The 17,009-nt window shown below is 69.7% G+C and carries 11 protein-coding genes; 10 read left to right on the forward strand and 1 reads right to left on the reverse strand.

Going from position 1 to position 17,009, the window contains the following annotated elements:
- The first annotated feature begins 215 nt into the window (after positions 1 to 215).
- From NPJ82_RS07170 to trxA, 8 genes are all read left to right on the forward strand, one after another.
- On the forward strand, positions 216 to 3,350 hold the full coding sequence (locus NPJ82_RS07170) for a TonB-dependent receptor (protein WP_342658831.1): 3,135 nt from the start codon (positions 216 to 218) through the stop codon (positions 3,348 to 3,350).
- Between the two features lie 157 nt (positions 3,351 to 3,507).
- Positions 3,508 to 5,862 carry a PAS-domain containing protein gene (locus NPJ82_RS07175; protein WP_342658832.1) on the forward strand — a complete coding sequence of 785 codons (2,355 nt, stop codon included), beginning with the start codon at positions 3,508 to 3,510 and terminating at the stop codon, positions 5,860 to 5,862.
- Between the two features lie 31 nt (positions 5,863 to 5,893).
- Entirely contained in the window at positions 5,894 to 6,337 is a 444-nt protein-coding gene (tsaE, locus tag NPJ82_RS07180) for a tRNA (adenosine(37)-N6)-threonylcarbamoyltransferase complex ATPase subunit type 1 TsaE (RefSeq protein WP_342658833.1), read from the forward strand.
- Entirely contained in the window at positions 6,334 to 7,302 is a 969-nt protein-coding gene (locus NPJ82_RS07185; protein ID WP_342658977.1) for a phosphotransferase, read from the forward strand. The genes tsaE and NPJ82_RS07185 overlap by 4 nt, the downstream gene beginning before the upstream one ends.
- On the forward strand, positions 7,299 to 8,054 hold the full coding sequence (locus NPJ82_RS07190; protein WP_267349508.1) for a nucleotidyltransferase family protein: 756 nt from the start codon (positions 7,299 to 7,301) through the stop codon (positions 8,052 to 8,054). Before NPJ82_RS07185 ends, NPJ82_RS07190 begins: the two co-directional genes overlap by 4 nt.
- Positions 8,047 to 10,989, forward strand: a complete 2,943-nt coding sequence (locus NPJ82_RS07195) for a PD-(D/E)XK nuclease family protein (protein ID WP_342658834.1) — start codon at positions 8,047 to 8,049, stop codon at positions 10,987 to 10,989. The genes NPJ82_RS07190 and NPJ82_RS07195 overlap by 8 nt, the downstream gene beginning before the upstream one ends.
- Positions 10,973 to 14,407, forward strand: coding sequence for a double-strand break repair helicase AddA (gene addA, locus NPJ82_RS07200; RefSeq protein ID WP_342658835.1), 3,435 nt, complete (start codon positions 10,973 to 10,975; stop codon positions 14,405 to 14,407). Before NPJ82_RS07195 ends, addA begins: the two co-directional genes overlap by 17 nt.
- 56 nt (positions 14,408 to 14,463) lie before the next feature.
- A complete protein-coding gene (gene trxA, locus NPJ82_RS07205; protein WP_112382432.1) occupies positions 14,464 to 14,784 on the forward strand; it encodes a thioredoxin in 321 nt (106 codons plus the stop codon).
- A gap of 40 nt (positions 14,785 to 14,824) precedes the next feature.
- Here trxA and argJ read toward each other — a convergent pair whose 3' ends face one another.
- Entirely contained in the window at positions 14,825 to 16,045 is a 1,221-nt protein-coding gene (gene argJ, locus NPJ82_RS07210) for a bifunctional glutamate N-acetyltransferase/amino-acid acetyltransferase ArgJ (protein WP_342658836.1), read from the reverse strand.
- Between the two features lie 157 nt (positions 16,046 to 16,202).
- On the opposite strand from argJ, the gene NPJ82_RS07215 reads away from it, so the two are divergent.
- Positions 16,203 to 16,637 (forward strand): energy transducer TonB, encoded by a 435-nt coding sequence (locus NPJ82_RS07215; RefSeq protein ID WP_342658837.1) that lies wholly within the window; start codon positions 16,203 to 16,205, stop codon positions 16,635 to 16,637.
- Positions 16,638 to 16,675: 38 nt separating this feature from the next.
- On the forward strand, positions 16,676 to 16,933 hold the full coding sequence (locus tag NPJ82_RS07220) for a hypothetical protein (protein ID WP_342658838.1): 258 nt from the start codon (positions 16,676 to 16,678) through the stop codon (positions 16,931 to 16,933).
- Positions 16,934 to 17,009: the final 76 nt, after the last annotated feature.

The following is a 17,009-nucleotide window of genomic DNA, read 5'->3' on the forward strand; positions in this document are numbered from 1 at the left end:
CGCGCTCGCCATATCGGCGGGCGCGGCTTTTTCGTGTCGACGCATGATCATGTCCGGCCCGTCGACCGCGGCGCTGCAAAAATTGCGGCGCGATGTTGCATCGAGGCAACACCTGGAGAAATTTACAGTCAACTAGTGCAGGATCATTGCCCTTTGTTTCTGGCAGGTGTCTGACGCCCGACCTCGGTAATGCCGAGTAGTCAAAGGGTTATGACATGAACTGCGTATCCGTTCGGAGGTTGGGCCTGGCGCTCACCGCTTCCACCATCGCACTCGTCCTTGGGGGCACAGCCGGCGCCGCGGCGGCGCAGACCGCAACGCCGGTCGGTGAGCAGTCGCCATCGGCGGACCAGAACCAGATCGGCGCGCCGCAGACCGAAGTCGCGCCGCCGGCGCTGGAGGACACCGGCAGCGAGATCGTCGTGACGGGCTCGCGCATTTCGCGTCCGACGCTGAACTCGCCGATCCCGGTGACCAGCCTGTCGGTCGCGGACCTGACGCGTACCGGTGCGGTTTCGGTCGGCGACGTGCTGAACGACCTGCCGTCGCTGCGCTCCACCTACAGCCAGGCGAACTCCACGCAGTTCATCGGCACCTCGGGCCTCAACCTGCTCGACCTTCGCGGCCTGGGCGTCACCCGCACGCTGGTGCTGGTCAACGGCCGCCGTCACGTCACCTCGTCCGAGGGTGACTTCCTGGTCGACACCAACACCATTCCGACCGACCTGCTCGACCGCGTCGACGTGGTCACCGGCGGCAGCTCGGCCGTCTATGGATCCGACGCGATGGCCGGCGTCGTCAACTTCGTGCTGAAGCGCGATTTCGACGGCGTCTCGCTCAACGCCCAGGGCGGCACCAGCGACAAGGGCGACCGCGGCACCTATCGCCTGTCCGGCACCTTCGGCAAGAATTTCGCGGAAGGGCGCGGCAACATCGCGCTGGCGCTGGAATATAACAAGCAGGACCTGCTGACCTATACCGACCGCCCCGACCTGACCGGCGCGTTCAGCGGTCGTCGCCAGTTCCAGCTGGTCGACAGTCCGGCGGCGGACAACACCACGCCGAACCGCACCTTCCTGACGGATGTCCGCAGCTTCGGCTACGACAATGGCGGCAACTTCATCGCCTATAACGGCAGCAACATCCTGTCTTGCGGGTCCGGCGTGACTGCGGGCTGCCTGCCCACCGGCGTGCCGCGCGTCTTCGGCTTCAACACCGACGGATCGCTGCGCGAATATAATTACGGCACCGATTTCCGCCCGATCGGCTCGGGCAACAACAACGGCGGCGACGGCGCCGTGCTGAACGATCGCGGTACGCTGAACCCGGCGCTGACCCGCTATGTCGCCAATCTGATCGGTCACTACGACGTGTCGGATGCGTTCAAGCCGTTCTTCGAGGCGAAGTTCGTCCGCGTCGAAAGCTTCAACCAGGGCACGCCGACCTTTGCGCAGGGTGGCGAGCAGGGCACGGTCGCCGATGTCGACGCCGCGGGCAATCCGATCCGCCGCCCCGCCAGCAACGCCTTCACCCGCCAGTCGATCGGCATCCCGATCTCGCTGGACAATCCCTATCTGCAACCGGCCGCCGCCGCGACGATCCGCTCGCTGCTGCCCGCAGGCGCGGACTTCTTCCGCCTGAACCGCAACAACAACGACTTCGGCACGCGCGACGAGTTCGATCGCCGCGACACCTACCGCATCGTGGTCGGCGCCGAGGGTACGTTCAACGGCGACTGGAAGTACGACTTCGCGGTCAATTACGGCGAGTTCCGCAGCCGCTCGACCTTCTACAACAACCGCCTCAACCAGAATTTCTACAATGCGGTCGATGCGGTCCGCAATGCGGCGGGGCAGATCGTCTGCCGGATCAACCAGACGAGCGTCACCGATCCGAACTGCGTGCCGATCAACGTGCTGGGTAACGGTTCGCCGACGCAGGAAGCGCTGAACTACATCAACACCACGTCCGAGCGGCGCGGCAAGGCGACGCAGTTCGACATCAACGCCAACGTGGTCGGCGACAGTTCACAATTGTTCGAGCTGCCCGGCGGCCCGGTGCGCTTTGCGCTCGGCGGCGAATATCGTCGCGAGACGGCCAGCTATGCCTATGACGAGCTGGTCAGCAGCGGCTCGACCTTCCTGAACGCCATTCCCGCCTTCAATCCCCCCTCGTTCGAGGTGAAGGAAGCATATGGCGAGCTGGAGCTGCCGCTGCTGCGCAATCTGCCCTTTGCCGAGGAGTTGACCGCGACCGGCGCGGTGCGCGTGGCGGACTACAAGGGCGCGACGGGCACGGTATGGGCCTATAATCTGGGCGGCCTCTATGCGCCGATCCGCGACATCAAGTTCCGCGTGAACTATTCGAAGGCGGTGCGTGCGCCGACGCTGGGCGACCTTTATTCCTCCGCGACGCAGAATTTCGCGCAGGTCGACGACCCTTGCGATGCCAACTTCATCGGCCAGGGTCGTGCCAATCGCGCGGCGAACTGTGCGGCGGCGGGCCTGCCGGCCGGCTTCATCAACAGCGGCGCGCGCGCGGGCAGCACCGAGATCCTGTCGGGCGGCAACCCGAACCTGGGTGCGGAAACCTCGCGGAGCTGGACCTATGGCGTGATCGTGCAGCCGTCCTTCCTGCCGGGTCTGGCGATCACCGCGGACTATTACGACATCAAGATCGGCAACGTCATTGCCTCGGTGGAGGCGCAGACGATCCTGGATGCGTGCTATGACGCGGCCTCGCTGGACAACCAGTTCTGCGGCTTGATCAACCCGCGCCAGGCCAATGGCGAATTCGCGCAGCCGGCCTTGTTGCAGAGCACGGTCAACTTCGCCCAGCTGCGTGCCAAGGGTCTGGATCTGGATGTCGCGTACAACCACCGCTTCGGTGCCGACGATCGCCTGGCGCTGCGTGCGGTGGGCACCTGGGTGCGCAACCGGACGGATTATCCCTATCTCGACAATCCGCAGCAACCCGAGCGGATCAAGGGCGAATTGGGCGATCCGATCTGGAACGTGAACGTCTCGGCCGACTACACCCACAACAACTGGACGCTCGGTTACCAGGTCCGCTACATCGGACGCCAGTCGATCACCGACTGGGAGGCCCAGCACGACACCAACGGCGTCCCGGCCCTCGACCCCTATTATGCCGACGTCGTCTACTATCCGCGCGTATTCTACCACGCCATCCGCGCCTCCGTGGACGTCAACGACCGCTTCCGCTTCTACGGCGGCGTCGACAACCTCACCGACAAGAAGCCCCCCTACGGGCTGCTCGGCAACGGTAACGACGCCATCTTCGACAATATCGGCCGCTTCACGTACGTCGGCGTGTCGGTGAAGATGTAACTCCGCACCTCTTTCGACGGGCATGCAAGAGAGCCGGTCGGACCATGTGTCCGGCCGGCTCTTCTTTTCGGGCGGCACCGCGCATCGGCTTTCGCTGGCGGCGTTTATCGGTTTACATGCCGGCCGCCATGACTCGCCTCCGCCCTTCACGCCGCGCATGATCGTTCTCGACACGGTCCAGGCGCTGGCATTGGGGGCGGTCATCTGCCTCCTGCTGCTGGGATCGGCGGCGATGCTCTATTTCGGCACCGCCGCCCGGACGACCGCAAGGCGGCGGGCAGGCGAGATGGCGCATGCTGCGGCGCTGCTCCGCTCCGCGCCCGCGCTGCCGATGCTGGTGCGTGCCGACGGCCGGGTGGAGATGAGCGCACGGCTCGCCGACTGGCTGGGCTTTTCGGAGGTGCCGCGTTTCCTGGCCGAGCTGGTCGGCGAGGGGGTCGGACTATCGGCGCAGGACGGTGCGTTGCTCACCGCCGATGTCGGCGCGGCACAGCGCGGGGGACGCAGCTTCACCCGCGCGCTGCGCCCGCAGGGCTCGGGGCGGTCGCTGGTGCTGAAGGGTGCGCGTGCACCGCTGGAACTGGGCGCGAACGGCAGCGTCGTCGTTTGGGCGTTTGACGGCACCGAGAGCGAGGCGGAGATCGCGCGGCTGGGCGGAGAGGCGGCTCGGCTGGGGGGCGCGTTCGAGGCGCTGACCGGGCTGATCGAGGCGGCGCCGCTGCCGATGTGGTACCGCGAGGCGGATCTGCGCCTGACCATGGTCAACAGCGCCTATGTCGATGCGGTCGAAGGGCGCGATGCCGCCGATGTCGTGTCGCGCGGCCTGGAGCTGGTGGAAGGATCGGGGCGGGGCGGCCCGCTTGCCGGGGCGGCGGCCGCGCGCGACAAGGGGCGGCCGCACGAGCAGATCCTGCCCGCCACGATCGACGGCGCCCGCCGCTCGCTGCGCATCTACGACGTGCCGCTGCCCACCGGCGGGATCGCGGGCTTTGCGATCGATATCGAGGATCTTGAACAGTCGCGCGCCGGCGCCAAGCGCTTTGCCGAGGCGCAGCGCGCGATGCTGGATCGCCTCTCGGCCGCCGTGGCGCAGTTCGGACCGGACCGCGGCCTCGTCTTCTGCAACCAGCCGTTTCGGCGCATGTTCGCGATGCGCAGCGAATGGCTGGCCGACCGGCCCGAATTTGACCGGGTGCTGGAGCGGATGCGCGAGGCCAAGCGCCTGCCCGAAGTGCGCGACTTTCCCGGCTGGCGGGCGGAGCGCCACGAATGGTTCCGCCAGACCGAGGGCGCGATCGAGGAACATTGGCACCTGTCGGGCGGCATCCACCTGCGCGTCGTGGCTCAGGCGCTGCCCGATGGTGGCCTGTTGCTGATCTTCGAGGATCGCACCGAGCAGGTGCAGCTCGCCTCCGCCCGCGACACGTTGCTGCGCGTGCGCTCCGCCACCTTCGACAATCTGTTCGAGGCGCTGGGCGTGTTCGCCGCCGATGGCCGGTTGCAGTTGTGGAACAACCGCTTCCGCAGCCTGTGGGATGTCGAGGAAGAGTTCCTGGCGGCGCATCCGCGCGTCGACGCGCTGGCCGCCAAGATCGCCAACAAGCTGATGACGCCGAACCGCGCCGAACTGATGCCGGAACTGGTCCGCTCCGCCACGCAGGACCGGCAACAGCGCGGTGGGCGCGTCGCCTTCGCCGATGGCCGGCATTTCGAGTTCGCCGGCGTGCCGCTGCCCGATGGCAACGCATTGTTCACCATGCTGGACATCACCGACAGCCGCCGCGCCGAACAGGCGCTGCGCGACCGGGCGGATGCGCTGGAAGCGGCGGACAAGGTGAAGACCGCCTTTGTCGCGAACATGAGCTACGAGTTGCGCACGCCGCTGACCTCGATCAGCGGCTTCGCGGAAATGCTCCACGGCGGCTATGCCGGCGCGCTGCCCGATCAGGCCAAGGGTTATGTCGAGGCGATCCTGGAGTCGACCGAGCGGTTGGGCCTGCTGGTCGACGATGTGCTCGACCTGACGGTGGCGGCGGATGGCGCTGCGCGGTTGGAGGATGTCGATCTGGGGCAGGTGGTGCGCGCGGCGGCGGATACGCTGCGGTCAGCCGCGAACCGGCGCCGGCTCGACTTCGCGGTGGAGGTGTCGCGCTCGGTGGGGCGGATCAGTGGTGATCGCAGGCGGCTGAAGGAAGCGGTGGAGCACCTGTTGCGGCATGCGATCGAGCATACGCCGGAGGGCGGTCGCGTGCTGCTGCACGCGGACGGCGATGCGGCGCGGGCGCGGATCATCGTGTCCGACGACGGACCCGGTATGGAGGCCGAGGCGGTCGCCCATGCCTTTGACCGGTTCGCCGAGCCTGCGATCAAGGCGACCGGCGGGCGCGCGCTGGGGCTGGGCCTGCCGCTCGCCAGGCAATTCGTCGAGACGCATGGCGGCACCGTGTCGCTGGTATCCGAACTGGGCGCGGGCACGCTGGCGACGGTGGACCTGCCGCGCCGTCAGGGATGACTTGGGAGCGCCGTCGCTCTATCCCGGCGTGATGCTGATCCTTCCCGACGCAGCCGCCACCGAGGCGTTCGGCCGTGCGCTGGCCACCCGTGTACGCCCCGGCGACATGATCACGCTGGAAGGGCCGTTGGGCGCCGGCAAGACGAGCATCGCGCGCGGCCTGCTCGCCGCACTGGGGCTGGCGGGTGAGGCGCCGTCGCCCAGCTTCGCGATCGTGCAGCCCTATGCCCCGCCCGAGGTCGATTTCCCCGTTCTGCATGTCGATCTGTATCGGCTGGACAGCGCGGACCAGTTGGAGGAACTGGGGCTGGAGGAAGCACGCTGGGATTCGCTGCTGGTCGTGGAATGGCCCGATCGGGCGGGGCCCGACGCATGGCCCGATGCCCTCGCTTTGTCGCTGGAGATGACGCCGGATGGCGGTCGCCGCTTGACAGCGAAGGTGCCGGAGGCATGGGAGCAGCGATGGCCGATATGACCCCGCCCGCCGATGCGCCCGCCTTTCTCGCGACCTGTGGCTGGGAGGGCGCAGCAATCGCGCCGCTCGCCGGCGACGCGTCGTTCCGCCGCTATTTCCGGGTGACCGACGGCACGCGCAGCGCGGTGCTGATGGATGCGCCGCCACCGCATGAGGACCCGCGGCCGTTCCTGTCGGTCGCACGCTGGCTGACCGCCAAGGGCTTTGCTGCGCCGGCGATCCTGGGGCTGGACGAGGCGCGCGGGCTGGTCTTGCTCGAAGATTTCGGCGATGCCCGGATGCGCGAAGCGATCGAGGCGGATCCGGATGCGACCACGCCCCTCTATGCGGCGGCGGTCGACCTGCTGGTCGCCCTGCGCGCGCATGCACCGGAAGGATTGGCGCCGTATGACGCGGCGGTCCTGCACCGCGAGGTGGATCTGTTCACCCAGTGGTATGCGCCCGCCGTCGGGCGGCAAGTCGATACCGCCGGCTACCGCGCGGCATGGGATGCGGTGTTCGCGCACGGCCTGACCGACAAGCCGGTCGCCGTGCTGCGCGACTATCATGTCGAAAATCTGATGCTGGTCGGCCCACAGCGGTCGCTGGGGCTGCTCGACTTTCAGGACGCGCTGGCCGGGCACGCCGCCTACGACCTCGTCTCGCTGTTGCAGGATGCACGCCGCGACGTGGAGCCGTCGATCGAGGAGGCGATGCTGGCCCGCTATCTGGCCGCGACGGGCGAGGGGGATGGCTTTCTGAACGCCTACCATGTGCTGGGCGCGCAGCGGAACGCCAAGATCCTCGGCATCTTCACCCGCCTTTGGCAGCGCGACGGCAAGGCGCGCTACACCGCCCTGTGCCCGCGCGTCTGGGCCTATCTGGAGCGTGACCTGTCGCAGCCGGTACTGGCGCCCGTCGCCGCATGGTTCGCGGACAATATCCCGCCCGAATTGCGCGGCGATCCCGGAGTGCTGGCGGCATGAGCCGGCCGCGTGCCTTGCGCCCGCTGCCCGGCGGCACCGTTCCCACGACCGCGATGGTGATGGCGGCGGGGCTGGGCAAGCGGATGCGCCCGCTGACCGCCACCCGTCCCAAACCGCTGATCGAGGTCGCGGGCAAGCCGCTGATCGATCACGTCTTCGACAGGCTGCGTGCCGCCGGCATCGGCCGCGCGGTGGTCAACGTCCATTATCTGGCGGACACGCTGGAGGCGCATCTGGCGGATCGCTATCCGGACATGGAGATCGTCATCTCCGACGAGCGTGGGCGCTTGATGGAAACCGGCGGCGGGCTGGTACAGGCGCGCGGTCTGCTCGGTGACGAACCCGTGCTGGTCGTCAACAGCGACAATCTGTGGCTCGACGGGCCGATCGACGCGATCCGGCTGCTCGCCTCGCGCTGGGACGATGCGGCGATGGATGCGCTGCTGCTGATGGTGCCGCTGGCGCGCGCGCACAACCATGGCGGGCAGGGGGATTTCCACCTTGCCGCCGATGGCCGCATCACCCGGCGGCGGCGGGCGGGCACGGTCGCCCCCTTCTGTTATACCGGTATCCAGATGCTGCATCCGCGGCTAATCGCCGACTGGCCGGAGGGGCCGTTCTCCACCAACCTGTTCTGGGACCGCGCCATGGCGGCCGGCCGCGCTTACGGTCAGGTGCACCAGGGCCTGTGGTTCGATGTCGGCACGCCCGGCGCGATCCGCCGCACGGAAATGCTGCTCGCCGATGGCTGAGCTTCGGGGGCCGCGACTTTACACCATTCCGGCGCATCGCGGTTTTGCCGATGCGCTCGTCGCCGGGCTGAAGCGGCGGGCAGGGGACGATCCGCTGGCGCTGGCGCAAGGGGCGATCCTGCTGCCGAACAACCGGGCGGTGCGGGCGGTGACGGATGCGTTCGTGCGGGCGAGCGGCGCCGGTCTGATCCTGCCGCGCATGGTGGCGCTGGGCGACCCGGAGGCGGGCGAGACCGCCGGCGCCGCGCTCGACCCGGCGGATGCCGCCGCACCGCCGCCGCCCGCCATCGCACCCTATGCCCGCCGCATGATCCTGGCCCGACTGGTCGCGGAGGAACGCGCGCGCGCCGGCCAGCCGATCAATGCGGCGGAGGCGGTGCGCCTTGCCGGCGATCTCGCCCGCACGCTCGACCAGTTGCTGGTCGAACAGGTGCCGCCGACAGCGCTGCGCGACATCGATCTGGGCGACCTGAACGCGCATTGGCAGCGCGCACTGGCGACGTTCAACGTGGTGCTGGATCGCTGGCCCGCCGAGCTGGCGCGTGCCGGCATGATCGATGCGGCCGACCGCCGCACCCGGCTGCTCGACCGGCTGACCGAACGCTGGACCGCCACGCCGCCCGCGGGCTTCGTCTGTGCGGCCGGCATCACCGACACCGCGCCCGCCGTCGCGCGCCTGCTCCGCTGCGTGTCGGAGATGCCGCGTGGATCGGTCGTCTTCGCCGGGCTCGATCTGGCGATGCCGATCGAGGAATGGGACGCGCTGGGCCCGCACCGGCCCGATCCCGTCACCGGGCGCCGTCGCCGATCGATCGAGACGCATCCGCAATTCGTTCCCAAGCTGATGCTGGACCGCATGGGCGTCGGCCGGGGCGAGGTGAAGACGTGGCGCGGCGGCACCGAATATGATGCCGGCGCCGCGCGCGGACGCGCCATCGCCAACGCGCTGGCGCCCGCCGACTTCACCGGCAAATGGACCGACCTGCCTGCCGAGGACCGGCGCCTGCGCGGCGTGTCCTCGATCGACCTCGCCACCCCGGCCGAGGAAGCGCAGGCGATCGCGCTCGCCCTGCGCGGCGTGCTGGAAACGCCGGGCAGTACCGCAGCGCTCGTCACCCCCGATCGCGCGCTGGCCCGCCGCGTCGCCGTGCATTGCCGCCGCTGGGGGATCGAGATCGACGATTCGGCCGGCCGCCCGCTCTCCATCCTGCCACCGGGCACCTTTCTGCTCGCGCTGGTCGAGGCGGCATCGCAGCATTTCAATCCGCTGGCGCTGCTTGCGCTGCTCAAGCACCCGCTGGTCCGTCAGAGCGAGCGTATCGCCTGGCTGGACGGGGTGCGCGCGCTCGACCGGGCGCTGCGTGGACCGCGCCCGGCGCCGGGGCTGGACGGCATCGCGGCGCATCTGAAGAAGGGCACCGCCGCCGAATTCTGGGCACAGGCCTGCCCCGCGCTGGAACCGGTGGGGCGGACCTTTGGCGACGGGCCGCAGAGCCTGCACGGGCTGGTCGCCTGTTTGCGCGAATGTGCGCAGTCGCTGTGCGGCGACGTGTTGTGGGAAGGGCCGGCCGGGCGGGCCGCCGCCGAGTTCCTGAGCGCGCTGGAGGCCGAGGCGCATGCAGGGCCCCCGCGCGTCAGCCCGCAGGATGTGCCCGCGCTGCTCCGCACCCTGCTCGACGAGGTCGCGGTGCGCCCGCAGCGGGGGAGCAACCACCCGCGGCTCGCCATCTACGGCCTGATCGAAGCGCGGTTGCAGACCGCCGACCTGATGATCGCCGGCGGGTTGAACGAGGGCGTCTGGCCCGGCCGCCCCGCGCCCGATCCGTGGCTGGCGCCGCGCATCCGCGCCGAGCTGGGCCTGCAGGGGCTGGAACGGCGCATCGGCATCGCCGCGCATGACCTGGCCGAGGCGATGGGCGCGCCCGCCGCGCTGCTGACGCGCAGCCGGCGCGATGCCAGTTCGCCGACGCTCGCCTCGCGCTTCTGGCTGCGGCTTCAGGCGATGGCGGGCGAGCGGTTCGAGCGCGATCTGGCGCTGGAGGACTGGACGCGGGTGCTGGATCAGCCGGCGGACCATGTGCCCGCCGAGCGCCCTGCGCCGATGCCGCCCGCCGCGTTGCGCCCGCGTGCCATCTCGGTCACCGAGGTGGACCGGTTGAAGGCGGACCCGTTCGCCTTCTACGCGCGCCGCGTGCTGCGGCTGATGCCGCTGGAGCCGGTGGATGCGGACCCCAGTGCGGCGTGGCGGGGGACCGCGGTGCACGACATCCTGGAGGCGTGGTGGAAGGAGGACCGCTGTGCGCCCGATGCGCTGCGCGGGCGCGCCGCCGCGATGATGAAGGACCAGCGCGTCCACCCGATGATGCGCGCGCTGTGGTGGCCGCGGCTGGAGGAGGCGATCGACTGGATCGCGCGCACCGTCGCCGAGCAGGCTGCCGCCGGGCGATCGGTGCTGAGCGCCGAGGGGCAGGGGCAGGTCGTCCATGCCGGCGTCACCCTGTCGGGGCGGTACGACCGGATCGACCGGCTGGCCGATGGCGGGGTGGCGATCATCGACTACAAGACCGGCAAGCCCCCCTCCACCGCGGCGGTGCGCGACGGGTACAGCCTGCAATTGGGGCTGCTCGGCCTGATCGCCGAGCGCGGCGGGTTCGATGGCGTGCGGGGCAAGGCGGGGGCGTTCGAATATTGGTCGATGGGCCGGGGTCGCGAGGGCCTGGGCTATATCGCCACGCCGGTCGACCCGGACGGCAAGCGCGAGCGTATTCCCACCAATGATTTCGTCGGCATCGCCGCCAGCAATTTCGCCGATGCCGCCGCGGCATGGCTGACCGGCACCGCGCCGTTCACCGCCAAGCTGGTGCCCGAATATGCCCCTTATGCCGAATATGACCAACTGATGCGCCGGGACGAATGGTATGGCCGGGACCGGTAACGTGATGGGGCAGCTGCCCCGGTTGAAGGGCGCACAGGCCGACGCCAGCAATCCGGAGGCGCATGTCTGGCTGTCGGCGTCGGCGGGGACCGGCAAGACGCAGGTGCTGGCCGCGCGCGTGTTTCGCCTGTTGCTGCGCGGCGTTTCGCCCGATGCGATCCTGTGCCTGACCTTTACGAAGGCGGGCGCCGCGGAAATGGCGCAGCGGATCAACGGCCGCCTCGCCGCCTGGGTGCGCATGCCCGATACCGAACTGGGCGCCGACCTGATCGCCCTGGGCGAGCGGGTGACGCCGGAGCTGCGCGCGCATGCCCGCACGCTGTTCGCCCGCGTGCTGGATGCGCCGGGCGGGGGGCTGCGTATCCAGACCATCCATGGCTTCTGCCAGGGCCTGCTTGCCGCCTTCCCGGTGGAGGCGGGGCTGACCCCCGGTTTCCGTCCGCTGGAGGCGCGCGAGGAGGCGGGGCTGGCGCGCGAGGCGCTGGCGATGATGCTGGAGCGCGCCGAGACGGAAGGGCGCGAAGGGCCGATCGCGACGGTCGGCCGATTGTCGCTGCGGCTGGGCGAGGGCGGGGCGGAGGCGTTCCTCGCCGCCTGTGCCCGCGCGCCGGGGGCGCTGGAGGCCCTGCCGACCGGTATCCAGCCATGGCTGCGCCGCGCGCTGGACCTGCCCGCGGGCGATATCGACGAGGCGATCGCGGAAGGTTGCGACTGTCTGGACCGTGACGCGATCGCGCGGATTGCGGGGGCGAACCGCGCCTGGGGCACTGCGACCGGCCAGAAGGTGGTCGCGACGATCGAGGCGTGGATGGACGCGCCCCCGGCGGAGCAGGCGGCAAGCCTTGCCGAGTTGATGGGCACCGTCTTCACCGCCAAGGGCGAGCCGCGCAAGGCATCCAAGAAGCTGACCGATGCCGAGCCCGATTACGAAGAGATCGCACTGGAACTGGGCAGCGAATGCCGCCGGTTGCTGGGGCTGGCGGCGCGTGCGCGCTATGCCGACCTGCTCGCCGATGCGCTGACTGTCGGGCGCGATTATGCCCGCGCCTATGTGGAGGCGAAGCGGCAGGTGGGGGCGGTCGATTTCGACGATCTGATCCGTACCACCGTCGGCCTGCTGGAACAGCCGGGCATCGGCGACTGGGTGCGCTACAAGCTGGATCAGGTGACCGAGCATGTCCTGATCGACGAGGCGCAGGACACGAACCTGAACCAGTGGCGCATCGTCCGGGCGCTGTCCGACGAGTTCTTCGTCGGCCGCGGCGTTTATGCGCCGTCGGTGCGCACCCTGTTCACGGTGGGCGACTACAAGCAGGCGATCTTCGGCTTTCAGGGAACGGACCCGATCAACTTTGCCGCGGCCGAGCGGCATTTCAGCGGCAAGGCATCGCTGGTCGCAGGGGACGAGAGCCTGCCCGACGACGAGCGCGGCCTGCCGTTCAACCAATTGTCGCTGACCCACAGCTTCCGCACCACGCGCCCCGTGCTGGAATTCGTCGATGCCGCGATCGATGCGGTCGGCGATGCCGGGCTGGGCGTCATGGCCGCGATCGAGGAACATGCCAGCGAGGTGCCCGGCCCCGGCCGCGTCACGCTGTGGCCGCCGGTCAATGCGGGCGGCAGCGAGGAGGACGAGGAAGGCTGGATCGACGATGCGGTGCGCAAGGTCGCCACCGACGTCGCGCGTGCCGTCCGCCGCTGGCTGGACGCCGGCGTGATGCTGGAAAGCAAGGGGCGTCCGCTGGAGCCGCAGGACGTGATGATCTTGGTGAAGCGGCGCGGCGACCTCGCCTCGCTGATCGTCGCGCGGCTTTATGCGGAAGGGGTGCCGGTCGCCGGCGTCGATCGCCTCCGGCTGAACGCGCCGCTGGCGGTGCAGGACCTGCTCGCCGCGATCCGCTTCGTGCTGCAACCCGATGACGACCTGTCGCTGGCGTCGCTGCTCGTCTCGCCGCTGGTCGGCTGGACGCAGGACCAGTTGATGGCGGCCGCACCGCGCGATCATGGCAGCCTGTGGGCGCATCTCGTGCGCACCCAGACCCCGAATGCGCTGGGGCCCCTTCGCGGCATGCTGGCCCGCGCCGACATCGCCACGCCCTATCAGTTCCTTGAGGAATTGCTGTCCGGGCCGCTGGACGGGCGGCGCAAGCTGATCCGGCGGCTGGGCACCGAGGCACGCGATCCGATCGAGGAACTGCTGAACGCCGCGCTGACCTTCGAGAGTACGACCACGCCGTCGCTGCAACGTTTTCTCGACTGGTTCGACCGGGGCGATGTCGAGATCGTGCGCGACCCCTCGGCTCCGCTCGACGCGGTGCGGGTGATGACGGCGCATGGGTCCAAGGGGTTGCAGGCGCCGCTCGTCATCCTTGCCGATGCGGCGATCGACCCGACCGCCTCTCCGCGATCGATCCTGCGCTGGGCGCCCGAACCCGGCGAGCAGCCCATTCCCGTATTTTCACCGCGCGGGGACGAGCGGGGCGGCCCGCTGGACGTGGTGGCCGACGAACTGGCGGCGCGCGAACTCGCCGAGCATTGGCGGCTTTTCTACGTCGCGGCGACGCGGGCCGAGGAACAGCTCGTCATCGCCGGTGCGCTCGGCAAGCGCGCCGCGGGCGAGCCGCCGCGCGACAGCTGGTACGCCGCCTGTGCGCGCGCGCTGACCGCACTGGGTGTGCCGGAAGGGGAGGGTGAGCGCGTCTTCACCGGCCGCGAACCACAGCCGCCGGTACCCTTGCGCGCACGGGGCGGAGTGGCGGCGCCGATGGCGCGCGTCGCACTGCCCGATTGGGCGCATGCGCCGGCACCCGTCGAGTCGCGCCCGCCGCGCCCACTGGCGCCGTCCGCGCTGGGCGAGGACCGCGTCGCCGATCCGCCACCGACGCCCGCGATGCGCGCCGCGGCGGAGCGTGGACGGCTGATCCACTGCCTGCTGGAGCGCCTGCCGGCGGTTGCCCCGGCACAGCGCGCGGGCGCCGCCGACCGCTGGCTCGCCACGGCCGGTCATGTCGAGGATGCCGCGCAGCGGGCGGCGCTGTCCGCCACGGTGCGCGCGATCCTGGACGATCCGGCACACGCGGCGCTGTTCGGCCCCAATTCGCTGGCCGAGGCGCCGATCGCTGCGACCCTGCCCAGCGGGCATGTCATATCGGGGCAGGTCGACCGCTTGCTGGTGGAGGCGGACCGTGTGTCGCTGGTCGATTACAAGACCGGCCGCCGCGCCCCGGCGACGCTGGAGGAGGTGCCGGATTACCATCTGCAACAGATGGGCGCCTATGCCGCGGCGCTGCGCGTCATCTTTCCGGGACGCGCGATCGAGGTCGCCTTGCTCTACACCGCAGGGCCGCGAATGATCGTGATCCCGCCGGCCGTGCTGGAGGCGAACAAGCCGCGCTTTGTGGCGGCGGAGCAAAGCTAGCGGTTGAGCGGTTGAGGGCCTGACCCTAGATCGGCCACATCCAAGGAGATTACGACATGGCAACCAAGCAGATCACCGACGCCAGCTTCGACGCGGACGTGTTGAATTCCGACAAGCCGGTGCTGGTGGATTTCTGGGCGGAATGGTGCGGCCCGTGCAAGATGATCGGCCCGTCGCTGGAGGAACTGTCCGAAGAGCTGGGCGAGCAGGTGACGATCGCCAAGCTGAACATCGACGACAATCCCGATGCCCCCGGCCGCTACGGCGTGCGCGGCATTCCGACGATGATCCTGTTCAAGGCCGGCACCCCCGCCGCGACCAAGGTCGGCGCCGAGCCCAAGGGCCGGATCAAGGCCTGGCTGGAAGGCGCGCTCTGATCGGTCACGCCCTCTCCCCCGGCGGGAGAGGGCCTTTTCGTCAGCTTCGATAATCGGCGTTGATGCTGATGTAACCATGGGTCAGGTCGCACGTCCAAACCGTGGCCTCACCCTCGCCGATCCCCAGGTCGACGCCGATCTCGACCTCCTGGCCCTTCAGATGCGCCGTCACGGGCGCTTCGTCATAGCCCTCGACCGCCAGCCCCTCGCGCGCGACCAGCGTGTTGCCGAAGCGGATCGACAATCGGTCGCGCTCCGCCGGCTCGCCCGCCTTGCCGACCGCCATCACGACCCGTCCCCAATTCGCATCCTCGCCCGCCACCGCGGTCTTCACCAGCGGCGAGTTGGCGATCGACATCGCGATACGGTGTGCGGACCGGTCGCTGTCGGCGCCCGTCACCTGAACCTCGATCAGCTTGGTCGCGCCCTCGCCGTCGCGCACCACCAGCACCGCCAGCTGGTGGCACAGATCGGCCAGCGCAGCGCGGAACGCGTCCGCCCCGTCGCTGTCGTCGTCGACCAGGGGCGCATTGCCCGCCGCGCCGGTGGCAAAGGCCAGCACCGTGTCGCTGGTCGAGGTATCGCCGTCCACCGTGATGCAGGAAAAGCTTCGCGCGTTGGCGCCCGTCATCGCGCGTTGCAGGAACGCCGGATCGACCGCGGCGTCGGTGAAGATGAAGCCCAGCATCGTCGCCATGTCGGGCGCGATCATCCCCGAACCCTTGATGATCCCGGCCAGCGTCACGGTGCGCCCGTCCACTACCGCCGTCGTCACCGCGCCCTTGGCGAAGGTGTCGGTGGTCATGATCGTCGCGGCGGCATCCTCCCACCCGCACGGCTCGGCCGCGAAAGCGGCGTCGAGCCCGGCCTCGGCCTTGTCGATCGGCAGTGGCACGCCGATCACCCCGGTCGATGCGACGAACACGTCCGACGGCACGCACCCGATCGCCGACGCCGTACGCGCCGCGATCGCCTCCACCGCCGCGCGCCCGCGATGCCCGGTGAACGCGTTGGAGTTCCCCGCATTCACCACCAGCGCGCGCGCCTGCCCCAGCACCAGCGCCTGCCGGCACCATTCCACCTCCGGCGACGGGCACCGGCTGTTGGTCAGCACCCCCGCGACGCTCGTCCCATCCGCCAGCGTCACGAACGTCAGGTCGCACCGGTCCCACGCCTTGTACCGCGCCCGCGCGACGCGCAGGCCGACGCCCGCAATGGCGGGCATGGCGGGGAAGGGGCGGGCGAGGGGGGACGCGTTCATGGTGCCTACATACGCCGTGCCGCGCAGCGGGCAAGACGGGGGGATACTTGACGTGTCTTGCAGGATGAAGTGCATTGGAGCGGGGGACACGTAGTTGAGGTCGAGCGAGTTACCTGGCGCGGCCGGTTCGCGACTTACCGGCTCGGGACGTGGACTGATGATCGGCGTGCTGGCGCTGATCGCGGTGTTGGCGCTGTTGTTGCTGGCGATCGGCATCGTCACGGCCGGCACCGCATTCCGATATCTGCGCGCGCCGGTTCCTACCCGCCTGCCGCGCGACCTGCCTGTGCCTGCGCAGCCGCCCCGACCGTTGAATGATGTCGCGACCTGGTTCGGGCCGGACGATTATCCTGCGCAGGCGATCCGCAGGAACGAGGAGGGGCGCGTGCGCGTCGCGCTGCTCATCGATGCAGACGGCCGGCCATCTGCGTGCGAGGTGATGGAGAGCAGCCATCACCGGCTTCTCGACCGCGCGACGTGCCGCGCCGCGGTGCGCCATGCGCGCTACGCACCCGCTCGAGACAGGAGCGGCGCTCCTATTCCTGCCAGGGTCGATCTAAGTGCCTTACGGTGGCGTTTGCCGTCAGAGTAGGTGGACGGCGTTCCTCCACTGTCTTAAGACCGTGGCCGATGAACCTGCTTCTGCTCCTGTCGGCCCTGCTGTCTGCGCTTACCGGCGCGGTCGGGGTGACGCGCGGGACGGGTGTGCAGCAGGTCGTCGCCGGGCAGGCTGCTGTGGCGCAGGTGCAGGCTGCACGCGCGCCGGCAGTGAGCAGTCGACCCGCGCAATTTCTGCCCCGCCTGTTCGATATTCGGCATCTGGCGATCTTCGTTGCGCCCATGCCGCGCGCGATCGTCCCACCCTATGCAGGCCGCCGGCGCGAATAACGCCTTGGCGCCGGCCGCGGCCGGACCCATCTCTCCATCACGACCCACGCGTGGCGCGCCCCTATGCGGCTGCGCC

This window comes from Sphingomonas sp. NY01 (genome assembly GCF_038809135.1).
Taxonomy (GTDB): domain Bacteria; phylum Pseudomonadota; class Alphaproteobacteria; order Sphingomonadales; family Sphingomonadaceae; genus Sphingomonas; species Sphingomonas carotinifaciens.